At 65.7% G+C, this 15,149-nt stretch carries 15 protein-coding genes; all 15 read right to left on the bottom strand.

Features of this window, described 5'->3' with window-relative positions; all coding sequences use genetic code 11:
* Window positions 1-9 precede the first annotated feature (9 nt).
* The 15 genes from LB518_RS05135 to LB518_RS05065 all read right to left on the bottom strand — a co-directional run bounded on the left by LB518_RS05135 (window position 10) and on the right by LB518_RS05065 (window position 15,080).
* A complete protein-coding gene (locus LB518_RS05135) occupies window positions 10-525 on the bottom strand; it encodes a phage baseplate assembly protein V (RefSeq protein WP_224573802.1) in 516 nt (171 codons plus the stop codon).
* Complete coding sequence (locus LB518_RS05130) at window positions 522-1,646, bottom strand: hypothetical protein (protein ID WP_224573800.1); 1,125 nt, start codon at window positions 1,644-1,646, stop codon at window positions 522-524. The genes LB518_RS05135 and LB518_RS05130 overlap by 4 nt, the downstream gene beginning before the upstream one ends.
* A 12-nt stretch (window positions 1,647-1,658) precedes the next feature.
* Window positions 1,659-2,009, bottom strand: a complete 351-nt coding sequence (locus LB518_RS05125; RefSeq protein WP_224573798.1) for a Base plate wedge protein 53 — start codon at window positions 2,007-2,009, stop codon at window positions 1,659-1,661.
* A 12-nt stretch (window positions 2,010-2,021) separates the two neighbouring features.
* A complete protein-coding gene (locus LB518_RS05120) occupies window positions 2,022-2,681 on the bottom strand; it encodes a CIS tube protein (RefSeq protein WP_224573796.1) in 660 nt (219 codons plus the stop codon).
* Window positions 2,678-3,193: a hypothetical protein gene (locus LB518_RS05115; RefSeq protein WP_224573794.1), complete on the bottom strand. Its 516-nt coding sequence runs from the start codon at window positions 3,191-3,193 to the stop codon at window positions 2,678-2,680. The genes LB518_RS05120 and LB518_RS05115 overlap by 4 nt, the downstream gene beginning before the upstream one ends.
* The gene (locus LB518_RS05110; protein ID WP_224573792.1) at window positions 3,193-5,694 is read right to left on the bottom strand and encodes an eCIS core domain-containing protein; all 2,502 of its coding nucleotides are present in this window, start codon (window positions 5,692-5,694) and stop codon (window positions 3,193-3,195) included. Before LB518_RS05110 ends, LB518_RS05115 begins: the two co-directional genes overlap by 1 nt.
* Window positions 5,681-5,947, bottom strand: a complete 267-nt coding sequence (locus tag LB518_RS05105) for a hypothetical protein (RefSeq protein WP_224573790.1) — start codon at window positions 5,945-5,947, stop codon at window positions 5,681-5,683. The genes LB518_RS05110 and LB518_RS05105 overlap by 14 nt, the downstream gene beginning before the upstream one ends.
* Entirely contained in the window at window positions 5,944-7,902 is a 1,959-nt protein-coding gene (locus LB518_RS05100) for an ATP-binding protein (protein WP_224573788.1), read from the bottom strand. The genes LB518_RS05105 and LB518_RS05100 overlap by 4 nt, the downstream gene beginning before the upstream one ends.
* Window positions 7,899-9,215: a Pvc16 family protein gene (locus tag LB518_RS05095; protein WP_224573785.1), complete on the bottom strand. Its 1,317-nt coding sequence runs from the start codon at window positions 9,213-9,215 to the stop codon at window positions 7,899-7,901. Before LB518_RS05095 ends, LB518_RS05100 begins: the two co-directional genes overlap by 4 nt.
* Window positions 9,212-9,880 (bottom strand): hypothetical protein, encoded by a 669-nt coding sequence (locus tag LB518_RS05090; RefSeq protein ID WP_224573783.1) that lies wholly within the window; start codon window positions 9,878-9,880, stop codon window positions 9,212-9,214. Before LB518_RS05090 ends, LB518_RS05095 begins: the two co-directional genes overlap by 4 nt.
* Complete coding sequence (locus tag LB518_RS05085; RefSeq protein ID WP_224573781.1) at window positions 9,877-10,584, bottom strand: hypothetical protein; 708 nt, start codon at window positions 10,582-10,584, stop codon at window positions 9,877-9,879. The genes LB518_RS05090 and LB518_RS05085 overlap by 4 nt, the downstream gene beginning before the upstream one ends.
* A 12-nt stretch (window positions 10,585-10,596) precedes the next feature.
* Window positions 10,597-11,121: a phage tail protein gene (locus LB518_RS05080; protein WP_224573779.1), complete on the bottom strand. Its 525-nt coding sequence runs from the start codon at window positions 11,119-11,121 to the stop codon at window positions 10,597-10,599.
* 21 nt (window positions 11,122-11,142) lie between these two features.
* Window positions 11,143-12,636, bottom strand: a complete 1,494-nt coding sequence (locus LB518_RS05075; protein WP_224573777.1) for a phage tail sheath family protein — start codon at window positions 12,634-12,636, stop codon at window positions 11,143-11,145.
* A gap of 330 nt (window positions 12,637-12,966) precedes the next feature.
* Window positions 12,967-13,737 carry a LuxR C-terminal-related transcriptional regulator gene (locus LB518_RS05070; RefSeq protein WP_224573775.1) on the bottom strand — a complete coding sequence of 257 codons (771 nt, stop codon included), beginning with the start codon at window positions 13,735-13,737 and terminating at the stop codon, window positions 12,967-12,969.
* Window positions 13,738-14,189: 452 nt separating this feature from the next.
* The gene (locus LB518_RS05065; protein WP_224573773.1) at window positions 14,190-15,080 is read right to left on the bottom strand and encodes a LysR family transcriptional regulator; all 891 of its coding nucleotides are present in this window, start codon (window positions 15,078-15,080) and stop codon (window positions 14,190-14,192) included.
* Between the last annotated feature and the right edge of the window lie 69 nt (window positions 15,081-15,149).

The following is a 15,149-nucleotide window of genomic DNA, read 5'->3' as shown; positions in this document are numbered from 1 at the left end:
CGCTCCTCGCTAGACGACCGTCAGCGCACCGACATTCACGTCGACCGTCGGCCCGGTCATGCTGATGATCGCGCCCTTGCCATTGGAGATGATGATGCCGGTGTCGCTGACCGAGATCATCGCGCCGGTGGTGGTCTGGATCATGATGCCGCCGGTCGGGCCAGGCACGTCGCTGACGACGATGCCGTTCTTCAGCGTCGTCTGCAGCGTGATGCCGCAGACGCCGGGCGGCACCGTATGCGCCAGGACCGGCACCTCGGCGGCGCTGCCCCAATAGCCGCCGACCCAGATCGGATAATCCGGATCGCCACGCTCGAACTCGATCCAGACGCCGGAGCCGATGACGGGAACGGTGAAAACGCCGCTGTTGATCCCGGCCAGCGGCAGGCAGGGCATCGCCCATGTGCTCGGCACAAAACCGGTCACGTCGGGCACCATTGCCTGGATGCGCCCGATCTGCATCGGATCGACATTGTTGATCACGGTGCCGCGATATTTGCCGTAGAGCGGGCTGTCGGAGGTCATGTCGGCACCGTCGGAAAGGTCGAGATCAGCGCGTTGCGGGCGAGCGAGAAGCTCTGCTTGTAGGAGCCGCGTTCGATCTCGTGGGTGACGCTCTTGACGTAGTAGAGCCCATTGAACGGCAGGCCGGCGCCGCGGACGCCGACGAGGCGGCGCGATTTCAGCAGCCGGCCATATCGGGCGACATCGAGCTTGCCGGTGCCGAAGACCGAGTCGCTGTTCTGGCCGGCATAAGCGAGGCCCGCCATCAGCGCATCCGGCGCCGACATATGGGCCGTATCGTCCAGCTTGACGATCGTTGGCGGCAGCGGTGGCACCACGCCGAGGGGCGGATTGAGCGGCGTCACGTCCGGAATCGGTACCGGGATCGGCGCCTTGCTGACCGCCTCCTGGAAAAAGACGATCGGCAGCTTCTTCTTCTCCTTGTCGAAATTGAAGGAGAGCTGCTCGACATTGGTCTGCGCGTCCATGCTGGTGGTCAGCGCCGGCTGCGGCGCCCCTACCCTGATCTCCGGCCCCCAATAGGCCTTCGACGTGCCGGGCGACCCCGGCTCGAGATAGAAGACATAGCCGACCCGCTCGGCCAGCTTCTTCACATAGGCATAGTCGCTGCCGCGCTGCGCCGGGATCTGCTGGATCGGCAGAGGCGGAATGTCGGCAAGGCTCGGGATCACCATCGGTATGACGCCGAGCACCGCATATTTGGCCAGGATCAGCAGTACCCGCGCCGAAGGCGGCATGGCCGGAAATGGCAGGCCGGGTATCTCGATGATGTCCATCAGCGCCGACAGGTCCTTGCCCTTGACGACGAGGCGCGAAACGCCGCCCTCGCCGGGCTGGGTCTCGACATTCGTCACGACGCCATCGACGATCGACTGGGCGATGCCGCTCATCGTGACGATGAGAACGACGCGCATCAGTGGCAGCGAACCCGTCCCGCCGGTCAGAAGGAAGAGTGTCCGCAGCGGCGAGCGCAATGGCAGCTCGAAGACCATCTCGAATCCGCTCTGCGTTCCGCCCGAGCCATCCATCACCTTGACCGAGATCAGGGCGTCGGTGACTTCGCGCGGCGCGGCGATCGGCACTGGGCCGATGCGGAGCGAGAGCTGGACGCCTGACAGCACGAGCCTTCTCCTCTAGAACCCGGGTGGATTGGGAATGATCACGTGCTCGCCGAGCTCGTCGGTCAGCTCGAGCGGATCGGTCACGGCATTGGCGTCGGCGATCCGCCAATAGAGTTCGGGATTGCCGAAGGCCATTGCCGCCAGCAGATCGGGCCGGTCGCCGCTGCGCACCGTGTGCTCGACCATGGCCGTCACCTCGCGGCGCTGCGGAATGAAGCGTCGGCGCACGAAGGGCACGCCCTCGTCGTCCGGATGACGCCGATAGAGGGCCAGCGGAACGCCGGCATAGCGGCTGTCCGGGCCGAAGGTTTCGGACGGGATGGCGCCGGCATCGATCAGCGCCTGGATGGGATCAACGCTCATGTCGCATTCTCCTCATGGCAGGCTGCTGAGGCCGAGGGCGGAGAGCGCCGCCCGGCCTGCCGACTGCGCGAGCGCCTCGCGGTTGCGCAGATAGCTCAGGAACATTGTGCCGCCGCGATGCGTGAAGCCGAGATCGTCAGTGGTCATGACACGAAGTCCGAGGCTCACCTTGGCGCGGATCGGGTTCAGCGCTGGATCGAACGCCTCCTCGGTCACCGAGATCTCGCTCACGCGCACCGGCGCGACACGGTTCTTGCCCCAGACGAACAGCACCAGCGGCGCTTCCGGCGGCAATATCTCCAGCGTGCCACCGGCCGCCTGCGCCGCCACGGTCAGCAATTCGCTGACGCTCGGATTGATCAGCGCTTCGAGGACCGCGAGCTGCGGCACAATGCCGGACGCCGTGACAACCGGGTTCTCGTTCGGAAACGCGAGCTGATCGGTGGCATCGATCTCGGCCTCGAGCTTGATGGTCTCGACCGCCGGTCCCTTCAGGCGGAAGGGCTGCGCCCGCTCGCCGCCACCATCGCCGCCGACGCCCTGCACCGCGTAGCTCATCTGCAGCTGATCGGAATTGTACTGCAGCGTGATGATGTTGCGCACAGCGCCACCGCCGGGGGCCAGCACGATCAGCCCGCCTTTGATCAGCCTCGGGGAGGTGCTGAGGCTCATGGCTTTGTGATCCTGACCGGCTGGGGCTGTGGACGCGGCAGTGTCATTCGCGGCCGCCGTGTCGCGAGATATCGTTCGATCGGCATCGGCTCGAAGCCGAGACATCCGACGGCGTCGCCTTGGGGCGCGGCGATGATCGCGAGGCCGCGATCCGGCATCACGATCTCCCCACCTTCGATAACCGAAGCGCCCCAGACGACATCGAGGCGGACGACCCGGCCGTCGCCCGCTTCAGGCGCGGGACGCGGACGGCTCGTGAGGTCGCATTCAACGAGGAGCGGCCGGCCGCCCGTATGCCAAACCACGACCGGCGCGGTCTCCAGCGCTGCTCGTATGCACTGCGTGCCATCGCCGAGAACCGCCTGATGGTCGAGTTCGGTAGAACCTCCAAAGCTCCGATCGAGCGCGACGAGCGAACAATCTGCCGGGAGACCGGCCCAGCCTTCCCAGCGGCCGTCCAGCAGCGCCCGCACCGCATCGGCGCACGATCCGTCAGGAGCCCGGCCAGCCATCATGGACCTCCGATGAGATCGATGCGGCCCTGGAAATAGGCGGCATAGAGATTATGGATGCCGACGACGCCCGCGAGGCGGACGGCATTCTCATAGTTCGCGTAGCGGCGATGGGGGACCTTCGGCAGGAGGTTGATATCGAATGGCAGCCCTGCCTTGACGGCGTCAGGTTCCACCTTGCCGCGGACCTCCGGTGTTCCAGCATGCTGCACGGCACTCGACCAGGCGATCTCCGTCAGCAGCGAGTCGACGCCTTCGATGAGCGTGTTGCCCTGGGTGCTGTGCTCGCCGCCGAGATCATCCGCGTAGTCGTGATAGGCCTTGGCCGCGAGCTTGTGCAGGTATTCGTGCATCAGCACGAAGTACATGTCCCACAGGAATACCCGGTCGGCGACAGGGCTGGCATTCTTGAACAGCTGGATGAAGATGTCGCCACCCTGCTGGAAGGCGTCCCAGCCGCGGCCGATCTCGAACAGCTGTCGCTTGTCCGAGATGACGAAGGGATCGCCGACTTTGCGGATAGCCTTCGCCTCGTCGTTGAGAGCGACGGAGTCATCGCCGAAGGATGGCGACGCGTCATGCGCCGTGTTCGTGTTCGCGACACTGTCCGGGGCCGACGCGTCATTGTCGTTCTGGATGAGATAGAACAGCCAGAACTTGGCGCTCGCCTTTTCATATTGCGGATTGGCCTTCCGGCGATCCTGCTCGACCTGCCACACGTCGCGCAGATTACCCTTTTTGGTCAGCACACCCGAGGGCGTGCGCTTGTCGCCCTGGAATGCCTTGAACTTCGACGCGTCGTAGAGGTGGCCGAATACCAGGTCGACCTCGTCCTTGGCCTGGTTGGCAACCACCTGCATGTCGTTCATCGACCGGCTTTTGGTCGGGTCTTTGTGCTCGACTTCGGTGCGGGACTTCGCCTGCGCGTCATGGTGCGCCTTTATGAGCCCCGGGATGCGCTTCTTGATCTTGTCTTCATAGGTGTCGGTCTCGCCCGGAAGCGGACCCGGCTTGAAGACCGGCGCGGGCGGCACCGCAACACCTTTGGCCTCTGCCTCGATCGACGCCGTCGTCTGAGGAGCGATGGCCTCATTGGCGGCCTTCTTGGTCGCGGCATCGAGTGGCGTGGCCAGGTTCTGGAAGGCAGCCTTCGCCGAAGGGGCGGCCATCGCAACATCGCGGAACGCGGCCTGCAGCGAAAGATCGAGTAGCAGGACTTCGCCCTGCAGCAACATCTTACGGCGGCCGAGAGTATCCTTCTCTGCCTGTGTCGGCGCCTTGGCGATGTCGCTGTCGATGGCGCTCGACTGAGCGTCCTTCCTTGCCCGGTCCCGCGACATGTCCCGGCCGGCGAGCGCCTGGTCGGCGGAGGATAGCAACGCCAGCTGCGCCTGCAGTTGGCCGGATTCGGCGCGGGCAAAATCGTCGATCAGAGCATCGCGGTCCTGCACGGGCCGGTCGCGGACGATCAGGGCCATACGTGCGAACCGTTCGTCGATCAACGCGCGCAAATCGGCATAGACATAGGCTGGCGCGAGCGACTTGTCGGCGACAGCCGCGAAACCACTGACCTTGTTGTCGAGCGCTGCCTTGCGGCCGCCGATGAACAGACGATCATAGAAGGCGCGCAACGCGTCCTCTTCCGCGCCGTGGAAATCGTCGTCGAGGTCTTCCGGATCGAGCTGGCCTGGCCCGAACATCGCCTCAACATCCGGACGCGCGCTCTTTTCCAGCAGGTTGAGGATGGCACGCTCGTCGTCATCGCCTGTGAAGCCCGACTGCATTTCTCTGATCAGCAGAACCTTCAGCTCCGGCTCCAGCACGAAATCGTCGCCGCCCTGCACCCATTTTCGAACGACACCGCGCGCCTTGTCGTCGCTGTCGCCCTTATCCTCGATCACTTTCGCGCTGCGCAGCTTGGTCAGGTAGGCGAGAAGCGACGCGTCGGTGAAGGAGCCGGCGTCGAAGTCGCTGATGTCGAGCGTCGACTTGCGCCATACCGTGCGCCGGTCACCGGTGCCCTTCCCCGCGCCATGCGCGAGTTCGTGAGCCAACAGATGAAGGCCCTGCGCCGTGTCAGGCCGCCACTGGCCCCTGCCGAAAACCACGTGGTCGCCGCTGGTGAAGGCGCGCGCGCCGATCGCGGCCGCAGAGCCATGCGCGGTCTGATCGTTGTGGATACGGACGTTCGAAAAGTCGCGCCCGAAACGCGGCTCGAGAAAGCCGCGCGCCTGCCGGTCCAATGCCTGCCCCGATTGGCCGAGCACAGTTTCTACGAGGGGCGGTGCAGGTTCGCCTGTAACGGGTCCGGGCGAAGCCTGCCCCGGCGACGCAACCGGTCTGCTGTCAAAACGCGTCACGACCCGTGCGGCCATGGCATCGGCGTCGCGTTCGCCGGCATGGTTCGAAGGGGCGATCCGGCGCACCTTGCTTGCGCTCCGGCCATCCACGCCGGCGCCGTCATGACCGGCTGCCTCGACGGGCGCCCTAGTGCTGGCCATGGCGACCTCCCGCTTCAGAAGGGCCGGTTGCCGCCGATCCGGCGATGGCAGATGCTGGCAGACGCGCCGAGATCGCATCGGCGATCCGATCGGCGAGTGGATGTGGCGATACTGCCGCGTCACCGCGGATCCGCGCCGCGATCGCCTCGCTGAGCTCTGCCATGAAATCCGCCTGACGCATGCCGCCGAGCGCGCTGCTGTCCACTGACAGCCTGCCGATGCGGACATGAACGGGACCTTCGGGGCTCTTCATGACGCCCCTCCTGCCGAATGACCGAGGCTCCGCTCCAGCTTGGCGAACTCCTCATGCGCCGCCGTCATCAGCAGTGTCTGGTCGATGGCTGTTCCGGCATCCGCCGCCTTGAAGGCCGCGTTGACGGCGATGCTGCGGATATTGCCGCCACAGATGTTCAACCGTGCCAGCGCCGTGAAATCGATGGTCCCGAGCGGCGCGGCGGCGGGAAACTGCCGGCGCCAGATTCGTTCGCGCGCGGCCTGATCGGGCATCGGGAAATTCACGACGAAGCGGATGCGCCGCAGGAAGGCGCGATCGAGCGCGCTCTTCATGTTGGTCGTGAGTATGGCGAGGCCGCGATAGGTCTCGACCCGCTGCAGCAGATAGGCGACCTCGATATTGGCGTAACGGTCGTGGCTATCCTTCACGTCGCTGCGCTTGCCGAAAAGCGCGTCCGCTTCGTCGAACAGCAGCACCGCGCCGCTGGCTTCGGCAGCATCGAACAGCCGCTTCAGGTTCTTTTCGGTCTCGCCGATATATTTGCTGACGAGGCTCGCCAGATCGATCCGGTAGAGATCAAGCCCGGCTTCGGTGGCGATTGCCTCAGCGGCAAGCGTCTTGCCGGTGCCGGATTCGCCCGAGAACAGCGCGACCAGCCCCTGCCCCAGCTGATATTTTTCGGCAAAGCCCCAGTCGCGATAAACCCGTTCGCGCTGTCGCAATTGCCGCGCGATGTCGCGCAGCATGGCCGCCTGGCCTGCGGGCACCACCAGATCGTCGAAGCCGGCGCGACTGGCGACGCGCTGGGCCACGGCGTCGAGGCCGCCGCGCACCGCCTCGCGGGCCGCTGGCCAGACGGCCTCCGCGCGCCGGCCGGCCTCGGCCGCGTCGATCCGCTCCAGGAACCCGTCGACCGCGCCGGATCCAAGCTGAAATTGCTGTGCTGCCCGGACGAGTTCCGCTTCGACGGTGCCATCGGACTTGCCCGCATTGCGGAGGCGCCAGCGCGCCAGCAACCGCGTCGAGGCATGGGCGACGTCATAGTCCGGAAGATCGAAGCGTAGCGCCGACTTCCGCCGCGGTGTGGCATCGAGTCCAGCTGCCGATGTTCCGTTCCAGATCAGGCCGGTGGCAAGCCGCCCTGCCAGCGCTACCGCGCGCTGCTCCGATCCGGGCTCGGCCAAGAGGACGAGCGTCAGAACGCCCAGCGCGGCTTCCCGATCGAGATGGCAGGCGCACTGCGCTAGGGCCCCGGCATCGGATGGCAGGTCGCGGGTATCGATCCACAACACGTCGCGATCACGGAGGGCGCTCACCGCCAGCGCCCAATCGCGGCGGGCAGCGTCGTTGCCGCCGCTGAGGACCGCAACACTCCCGGCGTCGAGTGCCGCCACGATGCGCCTCGCAAGCGGCACATGCTCCGCTTCGAGAGTCTCGCTCGGCGCGACATAGGTCGCGATGCCCGCAAGCGCGCTGTCCGTGGCGCCGATGCCGGCGATGAAATGGAGGATCCGCTCATCGAGCTGCAACGGTGCGCGGCTGAGGATCGCGGCAGGCTCTGGCGCGATCACCCGCCAGCGGCGCAGCGGCGCATCCGGCGACAATGCATCCCAATGCGGCGACGTCAGGATGCCGAGCGCCAGGCCGAAGCTTGGCCGGGCCCCACCCGCCACTTTGGCAACGGACTGGCGCAGAGCATCATCCAGCTCGATCCCGGCCAGCAGCAGCAGCAATTCGCGTTCGAAGGGCGAGAGACCGAATGCCTTGGCGCAGATGAGGAGCGCCGGCGTGAATCCAGCAATGGCGGACGGCTGCACACAGTCGACAGGCTCGGTCGGTTCGCCATCGCTCGCTTCGATCCGTTCCCGAAGTCGTGCGAAGGCGCCCACCAGCCATTGCCGATTGAGCGCTTCCCAGCTGTGCAGCTGGATCGCGGCCTCCGGCCGGACGGCATCGGCGGCAGTGTCCATCATGGCACCACCAGACTTTGGTCGGCCGCGAAGATGGGTGTCGGGCCGGCAAGATCGAGGAAGATGCTGTCGGCGCCATCGACGCGCAGCCGGGCGGGCTGGGAACCTGCGGCGAGCTCCGGGCTGAAGCTGAATTCCAGCGGATCGGAGGGAAGTTCCCGCGGGGCAGCGACCGCTTCGGCCGTACCGATGATCAGCACGGCCTTTTGCTGCGGCCGAACTTCCGGCACCGCACCGAGTTCGACGGTCACCGCGTCGGCAGCGCGCTGCAGCGTCGCTCCGGCGAAGTCGGCTGTCGGGGCGAGTACGAGCGGAATGCTGTTCGTCTCGCGCGGCGCCGTTTCACCGTCCGGCTGCAGGCGGAGGCCGATCGAAATCTGGCCGGCCGCAAGTGCCGCTTGCGCGGCCGCGTCATCCGGCAAGGTGAAGACAAGCGACATTCCGTTGGCCGCGACCGAATCCGGCGCCAGCTCGAACGGAGTGTCGTTCAGGCGATGGCGGAGCAGCACCATGGGCCCGGCTCCCGTCAGCCGCGCGCCGCTGACAGTGACCGGTTCGCCGAGCCGTGCGCCGCTCTGCCCCAATTGCGGCTCGGCGCGGATCAGCGTCGGCACGGACGGCAGCAGGTCCGGATTGACCACGACGCCGCGCTCGCGCTGCGTCACCGGATCGCGCAGACCGCGGGAGAGCACGGGCAGTGGCGAGACCCCTGGCCGCGTGCCTTCGATCAGCACGACCGAGGCCTGATAAGTAGCTGATGGCCGATAATGTGACTGGATCGCCGACCAGATCTTCGACATGTCGTCGGTCGTGGTCGCCGATGGAGTCAGCTTGATCTGCTCCAGCTGGTCGGCGAGGTCGGAGGCCACCAGCGCCTGGAAGGCCGGCGGCAGCATGCTGACGTCGAGCGGGCTTGGATCGAGCGCACGCCGGATCGCCTCGCGGTCCAGCACCGGCCGTTCGTGCAGGAGATGCATGGCATAGCCGAGCAGGATCTCCGCCTGAAAATCGGCCCTGGCATACGCCGTAAGCAGATAATGGAGGTCGAGCGCCAGCGGCGCATTGGTCAGCCGCTCGCCGGTAACCGAGCTGCGCGACGGCAGTCCGACATTGCGCCACCCCGGATTGGGGGTGACCTGGTAGAGGAAGAGGTTGAGGCGCGGTCCCGCCTCGTTATCCTCGAGATCGATCGTGTCCGGGGCGACGGCGCTGACGTCGACCGTCACGCCCATCGCATTGCCGGCTTCGATCAGGCCGTTGTCGAGCAGATTGCGCAAGACGGCGGAAACCGCACCGATGGCGAGGGGCGAGCTCATCGCCGCGCCCCCAGATAGTCTGCCAGCGAGATCTGTGGCTCCGCCCGGGCGCGCTTTGGCGCCGGCTCGGCCTTTGCCGCATCGCGTGGCGCCCTGATGTCGATCCGATCGATGGTGACATGAACAATCGGACGCGGCTCCCGCTGCGCCGGAGCTCGGTTCGCGACGGTTGCAGCGGTCAGCGGCGCGCGCGGCGGGACGGTTCCGATCTCATCGCGTGATCGCGGCGGTAAGGCGTCGATAGCCGGCGGATGTGCGATTGGGACATCCACCTTGGTCGGATGGTTCTCCCGGACGGGGGCAGTGGGGATCGGCCGGCCCGGCTCGGGGGACACGATGCGGATCGGCGCCTCCGTGATGCTGGCGGGCCGTTTCGGCTCAGATGTCTGTGCAGATTTCGGCAGCGGGCGCTGTTCGACTGAGACCTGCGCCGGTGATTTGCCGGCGAGCGGTTCTGCATCAGGCACAGTCTCGACGGGTGGGCGTGATGCCGGCTCGACGATCGGGTCTGCTCTCGCAGCGTCGACCGCCCTTCCCTCCGCCTGTGTCTCGATCCAGCCCGCATCAGGCACAGCCGCGTAACGCGGCGGCAATGACAACCTTGCGGCCCCCGGCGGTGGGACACCGAGCGCCATTCCGGCGAGGCTGGTCAAGAAGCTGCTCATGACGCTTCCGCCAGCTGCAAATAGGCGGCGCGGCGCATTGGTGAGAGCCGAAGGACCTGATCCTCCGTCCAGCCATAGACCCTCGCCAGGGCATCGACGTCGAGGAACAGCCGCTCCGCGTGACTGCGTACCTCGCTCCAGAACGTCTCGGCGATATCGATCGGCGCCGGCCAGGCATGGCCGCAGTCGGGGCAGACTAGTTCGAAGGCGATGATGGCAGCCGGATCCAGCGCCTCGAGCTCGTGCCCGAGTTGGTCCAGCATGGCGCCGTCCAGCGTGGAGACGTCGATGTCGCCGCTGACACATCGCTCCAGCAGCATGCGTCCGGCAGCCTCTATAGTGCCGGTCGACGCAGCCGCCCTGAGATCGTCGATCGTGGCCGGGCGCGCCGTCAGCAGGCGCCCGTGGCAGGAAACCGTGCCGCTCGCCGCGGCTTCGAGCCCGGCAAGGCTTTCCGCGAGGATGGCGCTGTCGACCTCGAATTCCACCGCGACGTCGCAGGCCGGGCACGCGCAGGTCATCAACCACGCGCCGTGGAAATAGGCGTTGCGGAGGCTGAGCAGCGCTGTGTTGCGGGCGCCCAGCCGGCGCGGCGGTGGCGCTGTGGCCGATAGCAGCGCATCGTCACGGCGCCAACGGTCCAGCCCGACACCGCGCTCCCAAAGGTCGAGGAGCTGCCGCCCGCGGGCGCGATCGGATTGCATGGTCTTGCCCTATCAAGCCGGCTCGGTGAAGCGCGGCTCCGAAGGCTCCACCACATCGAGATCGCGCTCCCAGCCTTCGTTCTCCAGCTTGAGCGTCTGGATGGCGACGGCATTGGCGTTGGCATCGAGGTCTGGCAGCGCCTGGTATTCCGATACCCAGCAGCGCCAGATCTTGTAGGCCAGCACCAGCTGTCCGGCCTCGTTGTAGACTTCGAGGATGAGATCCTTGCGGAAGTCCTGCAGCGACACCTCCGCGCCGAGCCCCGAACCATAGTTCCAGATCTTGTTGGCCCAGCGTTCGAATTCGAGGTCGTGCGTGACGCCGCGCTCCAGCGTGATCGCTTCGTATTTGGTGCGGCCCGGCGACTTGCGCGATGTCGAAGGATCGCCGCCCTCGCGGTGCTCAACCACTTCGGTGCTGCGCTTCATCGCCGACACCTTGCTGACGCCCGCGACGAAGCGGCCGTCCCATTTCACCCTGAACTTGAAGTTCTTGTAGGGGTCGAAGCGCTGCGGATTGACGGAAAACTGTGCCATTATGTCTTTCCTTTCCGCAACTTACGTGGCGATGTCGCCGGCGATCTGTTGAATGCGCAGCACGACGAACTCGGCTGGCTTCAGCGGCGCGAAGCCGACGTGAATGTTGACGATGCCGAGATTGATGTCGGCCTGCGTCGTCGTCTCGCGGTCGCATTTGACGAAATAGGCCTGGCGCGGCGTCGCACCCTGGAAGGCGCCCTGGCGGAACAGGCCCTGCATGAAGGCGCCGATGTTCAGGCGGATCTGCGCCCAGAGCGGCTCGTCGTTGGGCTCGAACACGACCCATTGCGTGCCGCGAAACAGGCTCTCCTCCAGGAACAGCGCCATGCGCCGCACCGGCACATATTTCCATTCCGATCCGCGCTGGTCGTCACCATGCAAGGTGCGCGAGCCCCAGACGATGTTGCCGTAGACGGGCATGGTCCGCAGGCAATTGACGCCACGCGGGTTGAGCTGGCCGTTTTCGGCATCGCTCATGGTAATGGCGAGGCCGAGCGCCCCGTTGAGGCTGGCTTCGGTGCCGGCTGGCGCCTTCCAGACACCACGGGTCGCGTCCGTGCGCGCCATGACACCGGCGACATAGCCGCTCGGCGGAAACGCTCGCACGGCGTTCGCCCGCAGCGGATCGGCCGCGCGAACCCAGGGGAAGAAATAGGCCGAGTTGCGGGCATCCGCGCCTGTGATCGTCGGCGCGAGGTCGCCGACATCGCCCACTACGGCATCGGGCGAGCAATCGACCACGAGGAAGGCGCGGCGCTCGCGTGCGTTCGTCTGCAAGGCACCGATGGCATCGACGTCGGTAAGGCCGGGAACGCAGATGATGTTGAACAGATCGATGCGATCCGCGATGCCACCGATCGCGAAAGCCGCGGCGAGCGGCGTCGTGAAATCGGCGTCATCGGGCGCCAGCACCGTGCCGTCATCTCCGCCGGCGAGCGCTTCGGTCCCGGCCGTCGGCGCCGCCGGGGGATCGGTCGCGAACACGAGATCATCGATAAACGCGGAGCGGCCGTTGATGACGTTCGGCGCGAAGCGGTCATCTGCCGGATCGAACGACAGGTTGGCGAAGCTCTCCAGCACGGCATTGTTCGCCCCGGGCTGGATGACATCGAGGGTGAAGCGCGCGTCGTCAGGCGCCGGCCGGAAGGCGATACGAACGCTGAAATCGCCTGCCCAGCCTCCGGGCGAACTCGCCGAAACCGTCAGGTCACCGAGAGTCGCCGTCGCCGTATCCGCGTCGTCGGCGGCGATGCGCAGGACATAAGCGTCCGAGCCGCCATTCTGGTAGAATTGCCGGACGCCATATCCGAGAAACGCGTTCTCGTCGGCATTGAGGCCTCCATAGAGACGCTCGAAATCGGCGAAGCTGGTGAGCCGCAGCGCCCTGTCCGTCGGGCCGCGACTGGACCAGCCGATGAACAGGGTGATCGAGGTTGCCACACCGGTGATGGTGCGAACGCCGCTCGGCACTTCCTCGATGTAAACGCCGGGGTGGAGAAGGGCTACGGGCATGTCGACTCCTCTTCTTCCCTCGCCACCGACCGCCGAGGCAGCCATGCCTATCGCCGTGCCAGGCGCGGGTCGGCGGGAATTCCGTCGGCGGAAACTCTGTCACCGTTCGCCAGCGAGCGAATGAGCCAAAAGGCCCAGTCTCGACACGGAAGGGATCTGGATCACGCTCGGCGACATCGGCGGTGAGCGATTGGCGCGGCGCAGCCAGCAATGGCCGGAAAGGTGCTGATCAGCGGCCATCGGCAGAGCTGCCGATGGCCTGGACGACACGGAAGGTGGATCGAAGGATCTAGACCGCCCTTATCAAGGCGACGTCTTGAAACCTCCGCCTTACGGCTGAGCGTAACTGACTTGGCTCGCAGCCGAATGGATAGTCGGCCCGAAGGGATGGAACCCTTCAGGATCGCCCGCCGCGATCGTGCGCAGCCGGCCGCTGACCTGGCTGCGACGGCTCAGCCGCATCTTGCTCAGGATGTTGTGGACATGGTTTTTGACCGTGGCGTTCTGGATGCCGAGCGCGAGGGCGATCTGTTTGTTCGACAGCCCCTCGCCGATCAGCACCGCGATGCCATGCTCGCGCGGCGTCAACTGATCCGTTTCCCAGTTTTGCGCTGGCGCGGCTGCAAGAGCGCCGATGCGGTTCAACAGCATGCCGGCTAGGCGCGGCGTGCAGACGAGCTCGCCGCGCAACGCGCTCTCGATTGCCGCCACCACGGCATCGGTCGAGGCCTCCGGTGCGATGAAGCCCGAAATGCCCGCCTGCGCGCAGGCGAGCAGCATTGCATCGGAGCCTGCGACCCCGATTGCGACGATCTCCAAGCCATGGCGCGAGCCGCGCAACGTCCGCGCCGTCTCGAGCGCGCCCGGCGTTCTGATGTCGAGCAGCACCACATCGGGAACGAGCCGCGACGCAACGCGGACCGCGTTCTCAGGCGCGACGGCGCCGAACAATTGCAAGCGGCCATCGCCGCCGAGCGCCTTGGCAATGCCATCGCGAACGATCCGAACATCGCTGACGACGATCAGGGACGCGCGATGTCGCGCCAAACCTTGCGGACGAGCCGCGGTTGAGGTCGATAAATTGCTCTGCTCGTGCAGCATAATGCCTCCAAAATATGCTGCACAGGAGACCCAAACCTGTGCAAATCAGGAATAACGCTGCCCCAAAGTCTCAATTTGTGCCGATATAGATCATCATATCGATTTATTACCAAAACAGATAACAACAGCAACTCTCGATTGCGTCGCTACAAAACGCGGCTCATGTAATGATCGTACTTCCGACAAGGTGAAGTCGCATCTCACCAATACGATCGGTGAGATCATGAAGCAAGATTGCCATAGAATAGCAGAGGCGACGCGTCCTCAATGTAGCCGAGCCGCCCGACGGCGCGCAAGCTTGTAGAAGGTGATTTAGATCACATCAGCAGGCCCCTCGTCTGCCAAGCATCGATCCATTTCGAAGTGGCGATGGGCGCTGCCGCGACGCGACGAGTGCAGCCCTGCAAACGCTGCGTGTCGGAACTACGACCTTGCGACGGAACGGCCCCGGATCAGTCGATGAATGCTGCCAACTCGTCGGGTGCACCAAGGGGGAATGCGGTCTTCAGGTAGGCTAGAAATGCTGAAACCCGCGCGCTCAGGAGCCGGCGCGATGGATACAGCGTCCACAAGGTGGTCTCGGGTCCGTCTATATCAGCCCAGTGCATCAGCCGCCCGCCACGAAGGTCATGACTCACCAGCGAAAGCGGCAGGCGGGCGGCGCCGACCCCTTGCCTAACTGCGTCGCGCACCATCATGAGCGAGGAGAGCGACAGGACCGGATCGATCGCGATCGTCGACCGGCCATTGGCCGTTGTCACGTTCCAGCCACCCTGCGGATCGGCCGATCCACGCACGACGGCCCGAACAGCCGCTCCGTCTGTGGGCCGGGAAAACGCGGGTGCCGCGACGACCACAAGCCGATCGTGCAGGAATGGCCGGCCAACCAGGCTCTCGTCGACCCGCGGATTGACCCGGATCACCAAGTCATAGCCCTCCTCGATCATATCGACCTCGCGGTCGTCCGCCGTGATTTCGAGCCGCACCGCGGGATGCGCCAGCGCGAAGCCTGCGGCGAGCTTTCCCATCGCAGTCTGTGAGAAGAGCAGCGGAGCGCTGATCCGCAGCCGGCCTCGCGGTGCGTCGCCACCCGCCGCTATCGCCGCCGCAGTCTCGCTGAGTTCGGTCAGCAGCAGTCCCGTCCGTTCATGGAGCGCCCGTCCCTCCTCCGTAAGCTTCAGATCGCGTGCGCCGCGCTCGAACAGGCGGAGGCCCAATGCGGCCTCCAGTTCAGCGACCCGCCGCGACAGCGTCGCTTTGGGGCGTCCGGCGGCACGCGCCGCCCGTCCAAACCCACCGTGCCTGGCAACGAGATTGAAGTCAGCGAGGGCGAGAAGATCCATGTGTTCCACCAGAGAGACGGTACGTCCAATAATAGCGGCTATTGGCACGTCTGTGGATCACTAATTTCC

The sequence above is a fragment of the Mesorhizobium sp. BR1-1-16 genome (assembly GCF_020165495.1).
In the GTDB taxonomy this organism is placed as follows: Bacteria; Pseudomonadota; Alphaproteobacteria; order Rhizobiales; family Kaistiaceae; genus Kaistia.
The sequence above is the reverse complement of the archived record's forward strand: the minus strand, read 5'-3'. Positions and strand labels throughout refer to the sequence as shown.